Origin of the sequence: Streptomyces sp. SLBN-31, from assembly GCF_006715395.1 — a bacterium.
In the GTDB taxonomy this organism is placed as follows: domain Bacteria; phylum Actinomycetota; class Actinomycetes; order Streptomycetales; family Streptomycetaceae; genus Streptomyces.
In genome coordinates, this window is the sequence record NZ_VFNC01000003.1 from 985,550 (window position 1) to 997,514 (window position 11,965).

Below are 11,965 nucleotides of genomic sequence, written 5' to 3' on the forward strand. Positions count from 1 at the left end.
TCCGCTACTTCCCGTACGTGCCGACCGTGTTCCGGCTACTGCATGTACTCGTCGGCCACGGACAGTGCCGCGTCCAGGGCCGCGAAGCCCTCCTTCAGTTCGGCCTCGCTCACGTTGCACGGCGGCACGACGTGCGTGCGGTTCATGTTCACGAAGGGCCAGATGCCGTGGCGCTTGGCGGCGGCGGCGAAGGCGGCCATCGGGGCGTTCGCCTCGCCGGCCGCGTTGTAGGGCACCAGCGGTTCGCGGGTCTCCCGGTTCTTCACCAGCTCCAGCGCCCAGAACATGCCGACGCCGCGGACCTCGCCGACGCTGGGGTGCCGCTCGGCGAGCTCCCGCAGGGCCGGGCCCACGACGCTCTCGCCGAGCCGCCGTGCGTTGTCGACGACGCCCTCCTCCGCCATGACGTTGATCGTCGCGACGGCGGCGGCGCAGGCGAGCGGATGCCCGGAGTAGGTGAGGCCGCCGGGGTAGGCGCGCTTGCCGAAGGTCTCGGCGATCTCGCCGCAGATGGCGACGCCGCCGAGCGGCACGTACCCGCTGTTGACGCCCTTGGCGAAGGTCATCAGGTCGGGGGTGACGTCGAACAGGTCGGCGGCGAACCACTCACCGGTCCGCCCGAAACCGGCCATGACCTCGTCGAGGATGAAGACGATCCCATACTTGTCGCAGAGCTCGCGCACCCCGGCGAGGTATCCGGGCGGCGGCACCATGATCCCGGCCGTGCCCGGCACGGTTTCCAGGACGATGGCGGCGACCGTGCCCGGTCCCTCGAAGGCGATGGTCGTCTCCAGGTGCTCCAGCGCCCGCGCGGCCTCCTGCTCCTCGGTCTCGGAGTAGAAGCGCGACCGGTACAGGTACGGCGCCCAGAAGTGCACGACCCCGGCGGCGGCGGAGTCGGAGGCCCAACGCCGCGGGTCACCGGTGATGTTGACGGCCTGCTGCGTACCGCCGTGGTACGACCGGTACGCCGACAGCACCTTCGCCCGCCCGGTGTGCAGCCTGGCCATCCGCACGGCGTGCTCGACGGCGTCCGCGCCGCCGTTGGTGAAGAAGATCTTGTCCAGGTCCCCGGGGGTCCGCTCGGCGATCAGCCGCGCCGCCTCCGAACGGGCCTCGACCGCGAAGGCGGGCGCGAAGGTGGACAGGGTGGCGGCCTGTTCCTGGATCGCGGCGACGACCTTCGGGTGCTGGTAGCCGATGTTGGTGTAGACGAGCCCACTGGTGAAGTCGAGGTACCGCTTGCCGTCGTAGTCCCAGAAGTACGACCCCTCCGCGCCGGCGACGGCGAGCGGGTCGATGAGCTCCTGCGCGGACCAGGAGTGGAAGACGTGCGCACGGTCCGCCGCCTTCACGGCGGCACCGGCCCGGGGATTCGGCTGAGGGGTCATGCGGGCGAGCGTAGGCAGCGCCGAGGGGGGCGCGACATCGGCGTCCTGTCTGCGGTCCGGGGGTTTCCGCGACAGGTTGTCGACATCGGCACCGACTGGATACTTGACAGCATACTGTCGTAGCGACAGTCTGCTGTCATGAACTCCAAGTCCGTGCATCTGGCTGTGTACGACACCCTCGCCGACTGGGAGACGGGGTACGCGACGGCGTATCTCGCCCGGGCCGGGTACCGGGTCCGGACGGTGGGCGCGTCCGCGGCGCCCGTCCGGAGCATCGGCGGGCTGCGCGTCGAACCCGACCTCGTCCTGGACGACGTACGCCCCGAGGACAGTGAGCTGCTGATCCTGCCCGGCGCCGATCTGTGGGACTCCGGCGACCGGCTGGCGCCCTTCGCCCGCAAGGCACGGGAGTTCCTCGACGCCGGCACGCCCGTCGCCGCGATCTGCGGGGCCACCGCGGGGCTCGCCCGGGAGGGCCTGCTCGACGAGCGGGCCCACACCGGCGCGGTCTCCTTCTACCTCGCCGCGACCGGATACGCGGGCGGCGGGCACTACGTCGACGCCGACGCCGTCACCGACGGGAACCTGATCACCGCCGGACCCACCGAACCCGTCGCGTTCGCGCGGGAGGTCCTCCGGCTGCTCGGGGTGTACGAGGGGGAGGTGCTGGACGCCTGGTACCGGCTGTTCCACGACTCCGACGCCGAGGCGTACGCCGTGCTGGAGAAGGCGGCCGCGAAGTGAGCCGGGAGCGGCAGGAACTGCTCAGCCGCGGCGCGCTCGGTGTGTTTCGGCTCAACGGGCAGTTCCTCGCCGTCGCCGAGGAGCTGGCCGGGCCGGCCGGGCTCACCGCCGCCCGGTGGCAGGTGCTCGGCGCGGTGCTGGCGGAGCCGCTGTCCGTCGCCGGGATCGCCCGGGTCATGGGCATCACCCGGCAGAGCGTGCAGCGCATCGCCGACCTGCTGGTGGAGCGCGGGCTCGCCGAGTACCGGCCCAACCCCGCCCACCGCCGCGCCAAGCTCCTCGCGCCGACCGAAGAGGGGCACGCGGCGGTAGGGCGCATCGGCCCCGGGCACGCCGCCTTCGCCGACCGGCTGGCGGAGGCCTTCGGGGAGGCCGAACTCGCCGAGGCGGTGGGCATCCTGGAGCGGCTGGCCGACGTGCTCGAAAAGCTCGACCCCCCTGTTACGGAACCGTAGACACCGCTCCGGCCATCGGGCCCCCGCCCCGCACTATCGTGGGCACGTTCCACAGGTATCGGGGGATTTCGGGGGGCCGGGGATGGAGAAGCTCGGGGCCGGCGATCCGCGACGGATCGGGGCATACCGGCCGCTGGCGCGGTTGGGCGCGGGCGGGATGGGGTTCGTGTATCTCGCGCGGTCGGACCGCGGCCGTACCGTCGCCGTCAAGCTGGTGCGCCGGGAACTGGCCGCGCAGGAGGAGTTCCGGGCCCGCTTCCGGCAGGAGGTGCAGGCCGCGCGGCAGGTCGGCGGGTACTGGACGGCACCCGTGCTGGACGCCGACACCGAGGCCGCCGTGCCCTGGGTCGCCACCGGGTACGTCGCCGGGCCGAGCCTGCAGCAGGTCGTCGGGCACGACCACGGGGCGCTGCCCGAGCGGTCGGTCCGCATCCTCGCCGCCGGGCTCGCGCACGCCCTGAAGGACATCCACGCCGCCGGGATCGTGCACCGGGACCTCAAGCCTTCCAACGTGCTGGTGACGATCGACGGCCCGCGGGTCATCGACTTCGGGATCGCCCGGGCGCTGGAGACCGTGACCGACGGGGGGCTCACCCGGACCGGCGCGCTCGTCGGGTCGCCCGGTTTCATGGCGCCCGAGCAGGTGCGCGGCGACCGGATCACGCCCGCCTGCGACGTCTTCTGCCTCGGCTCCGTCCTGGCCTACGCCGCCACCGGCGCCCTGCCCTTCGGCACCGCCAACAGCGGCGTGCACGCCCTGATGTTCCGCATCGCCCAGGAGGAACCGGACCTGGAGGGCGTGCCCGAGGGCATCGCCGACCTCGTACGGGACTGCCTGAAGAAGGACCCCGCCGCCCGGCCGAGCCTGGACCAGGTCCTGGAGCGCACGGGTGCCGAGGACACCGTGCTGGGCGGGCGCTCCAAGGACCCGTGGCTGCCCAGCGCCCTGGTGGCCCAACTCGGCCGGCACGCGGTGCGGTTGCTGGACACGGAGGACCCGGAGCGGACGGGGGAGGGGGCCTGGGCCTCGGCCGCCACGGCCGTCGACCCGTCCTCGGCACCGTCCCCGGTACCGTCCCTCGACAAGGCGGCGCCCGAGGTTCCGCCCGAGCACGCCCCCACCGGCGACGACACGCCCGCCGGGCCGCCACCGCCGGGACAGCCGGCCGGCGGCGCGCCGCTGAACCACCTGCCGACGCAGGTCGCGGGCCGGTCCGCCCCGACGCCCCCGCCCACCCCGCAGCCACAGAGCCACTCCGCCCACGGCCATCCCCAACAGCCGCAGCCGCAGGCACAGTCCGGCACAGGCGGTGCTCAGCAGCAGGCGGGGTACGGGTACCCGCAGCAACAGCCACCCCGATACGGCTACCCGCAGCAGCAGCCCGCCGGATACGGGTATCCCCAGCAACAGCCTCCCGCCTACGGTTACCCCCACCAGCCCGGCCCCCACGGCGCCCTCGGCTCCACCCCGCCCTACGGGCCCGGCCCCTACACCGGCCCGATGACCACCGTCCCCCAGGAGGCGCCCCGCAGAAGCGGCCGCTCCACGGCGGTGCTGGTCGCCGTCGCCCTCGTCGTCGCGCTCGGGGCCGGCGGCTCGGTGTACGCCATCATGAACGGCGGCGGCGACGACAAGGCCGACGACAAGCCCGGGCCGGGGCCGTCCACGAGCGCGCCCACGACCCCCGGACCGACCACGCAGCAGCCCACGTCGGCCTCACCGACCACGTCCGCGCCCTCCGACGGCGCGGTGCCCGCCGCGTACCTCGGCAGCTGGAGCGCCACGATCACCAACGCGGACGGCGAGAACACCCGCCGGATCACCATCCGGCAAGGCAAGGTCGGTGACAACGTCCTCTCCCTCGTCGCCGACGGCCCCACCTCCAGCGGCAGCTACCACTGCGTGTTCCAGGCCGAGTTGACCCAGGCCCCGGGCGGCAACGGCCCGCTGGAGCTCGGCCCCTCCGTCGTCACGGTCGGCGACTCCGGCTACTGCAAGCCGGGCGACCCCACCGAGATCAGCCTGCTGCCCAACGGCAGCCTGGAGCGCGTGAACACCACCAACGGGGAGAAGCTGAAGTACACCAAGGACTGAGGGCACCTACACGCCCCCAGGGGCGCGGCCCCTCTCGGCACTCCGGGCACCTACACGCCTCAGGGGCGCGGGGAACGGCGCGCCCGGCCACCCGCCACCCGCAGCGGCGAACGGTCCCACGCCCCCACGGCGACCAGGCACCCTCGCCGGCCTCTCCCGGCATTCCGGGCACCCGCACGCCCGCAGGGGCGCGGGGAACGGCGCGCCCGGCCACCCGCCACCCGCAGACGCGAACGGTCCCACGCCCCCACGGCGATTAGGCACCCTCGCCGGCCCCTCTCGGCACTCCGGGCACCTACACGCCTCAGGGGCGCGGGGAACTGCGCGAGCAGCCACCCGCCACCCGCAGCCGCGAACGGGCCCCCACCCGCAGCCGCAAACCGCCCCGCACCCCCACGGCGACTCGGCACCCCCGCCCCGCAACCCTCACCGCGGCTCCGGCGGCCGCTGGCGGGGCATGTTCGGGCGGGAGTTCGCGCCGGGCGGCAGCGGCAACCGCCCCTGCGCGCTCCCTGGCTCCTGCCGTACGCCGCCCGCGGCCACCGACTGGATTCCCATCGGCGCCGACCCCGTGCGGAACTCCACCATCCAGTCGGCCGTCTCCGTCCGCACCAGCTCCGTCACGTCCTCCGAGAACCGCCGCAGCACCGCCAGACACCGCTCGGCGGCCTCCCCGGCGGTCCCCTCGGTGGGCCCGAGGACCTCGCGCACGCTCTCCGACGCCCACTCGAACTGCAGTGCCTGCAGTCGTCGCGTCACCGCCTGCGCCGTGGCCACGTCCCTTATCCACCCGGACGTCACCCCGAAGAACCGGTCCACGGCCACGCAGGCCACCGCCAGCAGCAGTGCCAGATACCCCCAGGTGGCGGCCCCGCTGAGGACCCCGGTGAGGTCGAGCAGCGGCAGCGCGGCCCCGGTGACCGCCCCCGCCGCCGTCCCGGCCCGCAGCGCCCGCGCGCCGCGCCGCTTCCACACCCGGTCGGCGAGGTACCAGGCCGCCGTCTCCATCGCCCCGCGCTCCACCCACCGGTACAGCTCGTACAGCCGCTCGGCCGGCTCGCTCCAGTCCCCGAGCGGGAACGACCGCCCGGCCAGATCGCCCGGCCGCAGTCCGGCCGCGCCCTCGCCGCGCCCGTCCTGAGGCGGACCCTCGGGCTGCATCTCCGGCTGACCCACCCGGCACTCCCTACTGATCCACTGATCCCGAACCGACGCCGACCGCTCACATTGCGTGACATTGGATGACGACGCGGGACCCTTCCTACCGCCCAATGGGTGGCGAAGGCCCGCCTTTCGTCTCTTTTCCGCTCGCAAGGGGGCCTTGATCAGGTATGGGAGTCGCGGCGATCTCACTCGAAAGAGTGGCGGGGCGATGGCTGCGCGGAACACGTAGGCTCGTGCACAACGGATGAAGCACAACGGATGAAACGACGAAACCAGGAGCTGATCGTGATTCCCGGTGGTGGCCAGCCCAACATGCAGCAGCTGCTCCAGCAGGCCCAGAAGATGCAGCAGGACCTGCAGCGGGCGCAGGAGGAACTGGCGCAGACCGAGGTCGACGGGCAGGCGGGCGGCGGCCTGGTGCAGGCCACCGTCACCGGCTCCGGCGAGCTGCGCTCGCTGAAGATCGACCCGAAGGCGGTGGACCCGGAGGACACCGAGACCCTCGCCGACCTGATCGTCGCGGCGGTCCAGGCCGCCAACGAGAACGCGCAGACCCTGCAGCAGCAGAAGCTCGGCCCGCTGGCCCAGGGCCTCGGCGGCGGCAGCGGCATCCCGGGCCTGCCGTTCTAGGAGCCGGCACCGCCTTTCTAAGCGGGGCCTCGGGCAACTACCGTACGAACCTGAAAGACTCCAGGAAGGGCAGTCCGTTGTACGAAGGCGTGGTCCAGGACCTCATCGACGAGCTGGGACGGCTGCCCGGCGTCGGTCCCAAGAGCGCCCAGCGGATCGCCTTCCACATCCTGCAGGCGGAGCCGACGGACGTACGGCGTCTCGCCCAGGCTCTGATGGAGGTCAAGGCGAAGGTCCGCTTCTGCGCGACGTGCGGCAACGTCGCGCAGGAGGAGCTGTGCAACATCTGCCGCGACACCCGCCGCGACCCCTCCGTCATCTGTGTGGTGGAGGAGCCGAAGGACGTGGTCGCGATCGAGCGCACCCGCGAGTTCCGCGGCCGCTACCACGTCCTGGGCGGGGCCATCAGCCCCATCGAGGGCGTGGGTCCCGACGACCTGCGTATCCGAGAACTTCTCGCGCGGTTGGCCGACGGTACGGTCACGGAACTGATCCTGGCCACGGACCCGAATCTGGAGGGCGAGGCCACGGCGACGTACCTCGCCCGAATGATCAAACCCATGGGCCTCAAGGTCACCCGCCTGGCCAGCGGCCTCCCGGTGGGTGGCGACCTGGAATACGCGGACGAGGTGACCCTCGGTCGCGCCTTCGAGGGGAGACGACTCCTAGATGTCTGACGCCACGCTGCACGACGCGACGCAGGACCCGGACGACTTCGCCGTCCAGATCGCGGACCAGGTGGAGAGCTTCCTGGTGGCCGTCACCGAGGTGGCCAAGGGCGACGAGCCCGGCTCGGCCGTTCCCTTCCTGCTGCTGGAGGTCTCCCAGCTGCTGCTGGCCGGCGGCCGTCTCGGCGCGCACGAGGACATCGTCCCCGACGAGCGCTACGAGCCGGACACGGGCCCGGACGCCGACGTGGACGAGCTCCGCGAGAACCTCGCCCGCCTGCTGGACCCGGTGGACGTCTACTCCGAGGTCTTCGACCCCTACGAGCCCCGCAAGGCCCCGGTACCGGCCCGGCTCTCCGACGACATCGCCGACGTCATCACCGACCTGCGCCACGGCATGGCCCACTACCGCGCCGGCCGTGTCACGGAGGCCCTGTGGTGGTGGCAGTTCTCCTACTTCTCCAACTGGGGCTCCACGGCCTCCGCCGCCCTGCGCGCCCTGCAGTCCGTCCTCATCCACGTCCGGCTCAACCAGCCCCTGGAGGAGCTGGACGGCCTGGACACGGACCAGAGCATGGGCGACGAGACCCTGGAGTTCGAGGCGGGCAAGGTGATGGCGGAGGAGATCGCCGGGCCGCTGGGCATCAAGCGGGGCTAGTCCCCGTCGGCCCGAGGGTTACGGCGGCGCCGGCCACGCCGATGCCCGTGCCCGGCTCCGCCGGTACCGTCACGGTGATCGTGCTCGGCCGGCCCATGTCCGCGCCCTGGTGGACGGTCACCGTCGCGGGCGTCGCCACCAGCTCCAGCTCGCGGAGGTAGCCGCCGAGAGCGGCCGCCGCCGCACCGGTCGCCGGGTCCTCGACGACACCGCCGGGCGGGAACGGGTTGCGGGCGTGGAAGACCGTGGGTGACTCCCGCCAGACCAGGTCGACGGTGGTCCAGCCGCCACGGTCCATGAGGGCGGCGAGCGCGTCCATGTCGTAGCGCAGTTCGGCCAGCCGCTCGCGGTCGGTGGCGGCGAGGATCGGATGCCAGGCGCCGGCGAAGGCCATGCGCGGCGGGAGCTCCGGGTCCAGGTCCTCGGCGTCCCAGCCGAGGATGGCCAGCAACTCGGCCAGGTCGGCCTCCGGGACCGGCACCGAACGCGGGGCGACGCTCACCAGGGTCGCCACCAGCGTGCCGTCGGCCGTGCGGTCGGTGGTGACCGTGACCGGGCCCGCCTTCGTCCGCAGCAGCAGCCGTCCGGTGCCGTGCCGCTCCGCGTGCGCGACCGCCGTCGCGATCGTCGCGTGACCGCAGAACGACACCTCGGCGAGCGGGCTGAAGTACCGCACGTCCATGGTGCCGTCCTGGGACGGCACCAGGAACGCCGTCTCCGAGTAGCCGACCTCGGCCGCGGCCGCCAGCATCGTCGCGTCGTCGACGCCGGTGGCATCGAGCACGACACCCGCCGGGTTGCCTCCCGCGGGGTCGGTGCTGAACGCCACGTATCGCAGAATCTCCATCCGCCGACGGTATCCGAACTGCCGTACGGCGAAAGGCGGGAGGGTTCACAGACCCCACAGTCCCTTCCCCACGGCCGTCACCCCGCCGGTCAGCGCGAGCGTCAGCACCAGCAGTCGGGCCCGCTTCTCGGGTATGCGCTCCGTGAGCGACCTGCCGATGAGCGCGCCGGCCGTCATCGCGCAGACCACCGCCGTCCACTGTGCGCCGGCCAGCCGCGGCGCCCCGTTCGCGGCCACCGAGAAGGCGTTCACCACCACCCCGTAGAACTGCGCGTTCGGCACGAACTCCCGTACCGTCCAGCCCGCGTTGAGCGCGTACAGGGAGATCGGCGGGCCGCCGACGCCCGCCGCCGAGTTCATGAACCCGCCGACGGCACCGGCGGCGACCGCCCCCCTCGTCCCGCGCAGCGCGGCCACCCGCGCACCCCGCATCACCAGCAGCACGGCGACGGTCACCAGGCCGCCCATCACCAGCAGCAGGACGGGCGCCGGGAGTTGCCGGGTCAGCCAGGCTCCCGCCGGGACCGTGCAGGCCGCGGCCAGGCACAGCGGGACCATCGCGGCGGCCCGTACCCGCCGCCAGCCGCCCGCGAGTCCGACGACGCTGATGGCGCCGGCGGCGCAGTTGGCCAGGACCACCCCGTTCACCGGCCCCAGCAGCAGCACCAGCGCGGGTACGGCGACCAGCGCGAAGCCCATGCCGGTCAGCCACTGCACCGACGAGCCGAGCAGCACGATCCCCGCCAGCAGTACGTCCGTGCCCACGCGACCACTCCCCGTGAATTGCGAGCTCAGCCGTCATTGTGACCCGGGGCACTTTCGGAGTGGCGCGGACGTTCGAGGGGCAGGTGCTGTCCGGAACGCGAGCGGGACGAGATCTCACGATGCGGTATCGCGGAGGGGATTTTCGGACGCTCGTTAAACTGAGCCGACATATACGGACTGAGCGAGGAGCGCACGTGGGCCTTGTCGTGCAGAAGTACGGAGGCTCCTCCGTAGCCGATGCCGAAGGCATCAAGCGCGTCGCCAAGCGGATCGTGGAAGCGAAGAAGAACGGCAACCAGGTGGTTGTCGTCGTTTCCGCGATGGGCGACACGACGGACGAGCTGATCGATCTCGCCGAGCAGGTTTCTCCCATGCCTGCCGGGCGGGAGTTCGACATGCTGCTGACCGCCGGAGAGCGGATCTCCATGGCACTGCTGGCCATGGCGATCAAAAACCTGGGCCACGAGGCCCAGAGCTTCACCGGCAGCCAGGCGGGCGTCATCACCGACTCCGTCCACAACAAAGCCCGCATCATCGACGTGACGCCGGGGCGCATCCGCACCGCGCTCGACGAGGGCAACATCGCCATCGTCGCCGGTTTCCAGGGCGTCAGCGCCGACAAGAAGGACATCACGACCCTCGGTCGTGGTGGCTCCGACACCACGGCGGTCGCGCTGGCCGCGGCCCTCGACGCCGAGGTGTGCGAGATCTACACCGACGTCGACGGCGTGTTCACCGCCGACCCGCGTGTGGTGAAGAAGGCGAAGAAGATCGACTGGATCTCCTTCGAGGACATGCTGGAGCTGGCCTCGTCCGGCTCCAAGGTGCTGCTCCACCGCTGCGTGGAGTACGCCCGACGCTACGACATCCCGATCCACGTCCGGTCCAGCTTCAGCGGACTGCAGGGCACCTGGGTCAGCAGTGAGCCGATTGGGGACCAGAAGGTGGAGCAGGCCATCATCTCCGGTGTCGCGCACGACACCTCCGAGGCCAAGGTGACGGTCGTCGGCGTGCCGGACAAGCCGGGCGAGGCCGCGGTCATCTTCCGGGCCATCGCCGACGCCGAGATCAACATCGACATGGTGGTGCAGAACGTGTCGGCCGCGTCCACCGGGCTGACCGACATCTCCTTCACCCTTCCCAAGACCGAGGGCCGCAAGGCCATCGACGCCCTGGAGAAGGCGAAGGTCGGCATCGGCTTCGACTCGCTGCGCTACGACGACCAGATCGGCAAGATCTCCCTCGTCGGCGCCGGCATGAAGACCAACCCGGGCGTCACCGCGGCCTTCTTCGAGGCGCTGTCCGACGCGGGCGTCAACATCGAGCTGATCTCGACCTCCGAGATCCGTATCTCGGTCGTCACCCGTGCCGACGACGTCAACGACGCCGTGCGCGCCGTGCACACCGCCTTCGGCCTGGACTCCGACAGCGACGAGGCCGTCGTCTACGGGGGCACCGGACGCTGATGTCTGGGACCGGACGGCCGACGCTCGCGGTCGTGGGAGCGACCGGTGCCGTCGGCACGGTCATGCTTCAGATCCTGTCCCAGCACGCGGACATCTGGGGCGAGATCCGTCTGATCGCCTCGCCGCGCTCGGCCGGCCGCAAGCTGGCCGTGCGCGGCGAGCAGGTCGAGGTGGTGGCGCTGACCGAGGAGGCCTTCGACGGGGTCGACGTCGCCATGTTCGACGTGCCCGACGAGGTCGCCGAGCGGTGGGCGCCGCTGGCCGCCGCCCGGGGCGCGGTCGTGGTGGACAACTCGGGCGCCTTCCGGATGGACCCCGAGGTCCCGCTGGTCGTCCCCGAGGTCAATCCGCACTGCGCCCGCCGCCGGCCGCGCGGGATCATCGCCAACCCCAACTGCACGACCCTGTCGATGATCGTGGCGCTCGGCGCGCTGCACGCCGAGTTCGGGCTGCGCGAGCTGGTGGTGTCCTCGTACCAGGCGGTGAGCGGAGCCGGCCGCGCCGGTGTCGAGACGCTCCGCCGGCAGCTGGCGCTGGTGGCCGGCACGGAGCTGGGGACGCACCCCGGTGACCTCAGGCGGGCCGTCGGCGACGACACCGGGCCGTTCCCGGAGCCGGTCGCGCTGAACGTCGTACCGTGGGCCGGGTCGTTGCGCGAGGACGGCTGGTCGTCGGAGGAGATGAAGGTGCGGGACGAGACCCGCAAGATCCTCGGGCTGCCCCACCTTCCCGTGGCGGTCACCTGCGTACGGGTCCCGGTCGTCACCACGCACTCCCTGACCGTCCACGCCCGCTTCGAGGGCGAGGTCACCGTGGACGGCGCCCGCGAGATCCTGGCCACCGCGCCGGGCGTCGTGCTCTTCGACGATCCGGCCGCCGGGGAGTTCCCGACGCCCGCCGACGTGGTGGGCACCGACCCGACCTGGGTGGGCCGGGTGCGGCGCGCGCTCGACGATCCGACCGCGCTCGAACTGTTCGTCTGCGGCGACAACCTGCGCAAGGGCGCGGCCCTCAACACCGCCCAGATCGCCGAGCTGGTGGCCGCCGAGCGGGTGTGACACGAGACGCCCCGGCGGTGGGTC

General features: G+C 72.3%; 12 protein-coding genes. 8 read left to right on the forward strand and 4 right to left on the reverse strand.

Going from position 1 to position 11,965, the window contains the following annotated elements:
* Positions 1-35: 35 nt before the first annotated feature.
* Positions 36-1,391, reverse strand: a complete 1,356-nt coding sequence (locus FBY22_RS42150; protein ID WP_142154006.1) for an aspartate aminotransferase family protein — start codon at positions 1,389-1,391, stop codon at positions 36-38.
* Between the two features lie 138 nt (positions 1,392-1,529).
* On the opposite strand from FBY22_RS42150, the gene FBY22_RS42155 reads away from it, so the two are divergent.
* The 3 genes from FBY22_RS42155 to FBY22_RS42165 all read left to right on the forward strand — a co-directional run bounded on the left by FBY22_RS42155 (position 1,530) and on the right by FBY22_RS42165 (position 4,685).
* Positions 1,530-2,135, forward strand: a complete 606-nt coding sequence (locus FBY22_RS42155) for a type 1 glutamine amidotransferase family protein (protein WP_142154008.1) — start codon at positions 1,530-1,532, stop codon at positions 2,133-2,135.
* A complete protein-coding gene (locus tag FBY22_RS42160; protein ID WP_142154009.1) occupies positions 2,132-2,590 on the forward strand; it encodes a MarR family winged helix-turn-helix transcriptional regulator in 459 nt (152 codons plus the stop codon). Before FBY22_RS42155 ends, FBY22_RS42160 begins: the two co-directional genes overlap by 4 nt.
* 82 nt (positions 2,591-2,672) lie before the next feature.
* Positions 2,673-4,685 carry a serine/threonine-protein kinase gene (locus tag FBY22_RS42165; protein ID WP_142154011.1) on the forward strand — a complete coding sequence of 671 codons (2,013 nt, stop codon included), beginning with the start codon at positions 2,673-2,675 and terminating at the stop codon, positions 4,683-4,685.
* A 426-nt stretch (positions 4,686-5,111) separates the two neighbouring features.
* On the opposite strand, the gene FBY22_RS42170 is transcribed toward FBY22_RS42165, so the two are convergent.
* A complete protein-coding gene (locus FBY22_RS42170; RefSeq protein ID WP_142154013.1) occupies positions 5,112-5,861 on the reverse strand; it encodes an SLATT domain-containing protein in 750 nt (249 codons plus the stop codon).
* Between the two features lie 273 nt (positions 5,862-6,134).
* On the opposite strand from FBY22_RS42170, the gene FBY22_RS42175 reads away from it, so the two are divergent.
* The 3 genes from FBY22_RS42175 (at position 6,135) to FBY22_RS42185 (ending at position 7,805) form a co-directional block, all read left to right on the forward strand.
* A complete protein-coding gene (locus tag FBY22_RS42175; protein WP_142154677.1) occupies positions 6,135-6,479 on the forward strand; it encodes a YbaB/EbfC family nucleoid-associated protein in 345 nt (114 codons plus the stop codon).
* 77 nt (positions 6,480-6,556) lie between these two features.
* Positions 6,557-7,156, forward strand: coding sequence for a recombination mediator RecR (recR, locus tag FBY22_RS42180; RefSeq protein WP_055536881.1), 600 nt, complete (start codon positions 6,557-6,559; stop codon positions 7,154-7,156).
* Positions 7,149-7,805 carry a DUF5063 domain-containing protein gene (locus FBY22_RS42185; protein ID WP_142154016.1) on the forward strand — a complete coding sequence of 219 codons (657 nt, stop codon included), beginning with the start codon at positions 7,149-7,151 and terminating at the stop codon, positions 7,803-7,805. Before recR ends, FBY22_RS42185 begins: the two co-directional genes overlap by 8 nt.
* Here FBY22_RS42185 and FBY22_RS42190 read toward each other — a convergent pair.
* Together FBY22_RS42190 and FBY22_RS42195 are read right to left on the reverse strand one after the other, a co-directional pair.
* Positions 7,792-8,652 (reverse strand): PhzF family phenazine biosynthesis protein, encoded by an 861-nt coding sequence (locus FBY22_RS42190; protein WP_142154018.1) that lies wholly within the window; start codon positions 8,650-8,652, stop codon positions 7,792-7,794. The genes FBY22_RS42185 and FBY22_RS42190 overlap by 14 nt on opposite strands.
* Positions 8,653-8,697: 45 nt before the next feature.
* Positions 8,698-9,417 carry a sulfite exporter TauE/SafE family protein gene (locus tag FBY22_RS42195; protein WP_260845390.1) on the reverse strand — a complete coding sequence of 240 codons (720 nt, stop codon included), beginning with the start codon at positions 9,415-9,417 and terminating at the stop codon, positions 8,698-8,700.
* Between the two features lie 194 nt (positions 9,418-9,611).
* Between FBY22_RS42195 and FBY22_RS42200 the strand changes: the two genes are divergently transcribed.
* Together FBY22_RS42200 and FBY22_RS42205 are read left to right on the forward strand one after the other, a co-directional pair.
* On the forward strand, positions 9,612-10,883 hold the full coding sequence (locus FBY22_RS42200) for an aspartate kinase (protein WP_142154020.1): 1,272 nt from the start codon (positions 9,612-9,614) through the stop codon (positions 10,881-10,883).
* On the forward strand, positions 10,883-11,941 hold the full coding sequence (locus FBY22_RS42205) for an aspartate-semialdehyde dehydrogenase (RefSeq protein WP_142154021.1): 1,059 nt from the start codon (positions 10,883-10,885) through the stop codon (positions 11,939-11,941). The genes FBY22_RS42200 and FBY22_RS42205 overlap by 1 nt, the downstream gene beginning before the upstream one ends.
* The last annotated feature ends 24 nt before the right edge of the window (positions 11,942-11,965 follow it).

What these genes read in the sequence shown, in the direction of transcription:
- FBY22_RS42150 (WP_142154006.1), bottom strand. Translation starts at nt 1,391, where the DNA reads ATGACCCCTCAGCCGAATCCCCGGGCCGGTGCCGCCGTGAAGGCGGCG.
- FBY22_RS42155 (WP_142154008.1), top strand. Translation starts at nt 1,530, where the DNA reads ATGAACTCCAAGTCCGTGCATCTGGCTGTGTACGACACCCTCGCCGAC.
- FBY22_RS42165 (WP_142154011.1), top strand. Translation starts at nt 2,673, where the DNA reads ATGGAGAAGCTCGGGGCCGGCGATCCGCGACGGATCGGGGCATACCGG.
- FBY22_RS42185 (WP_142154016.1), top strand. Translation starts at nt 7,149, where the DNA reads ATGTCTGACGCCACGCTGCACGACGCGACGCAGGACCCGGACGACTTC.
- FBY22_RS42190 (WP_142154018.1), bottom strand. Translation starts at nt 8,652, where the DNA reads ATGGAGATTCTGCGATACGTGGCGTTCAGCACCGACCCCGCGGGAGGC.
- FBY22_RS42205 (WP_142154021.1), top strand. Translation starts at nt 10,883, where the DNA reads ATGTCTGGGACCGGACGGCCGACGCTCGCGGTCGTGGGAGCGACCGGT.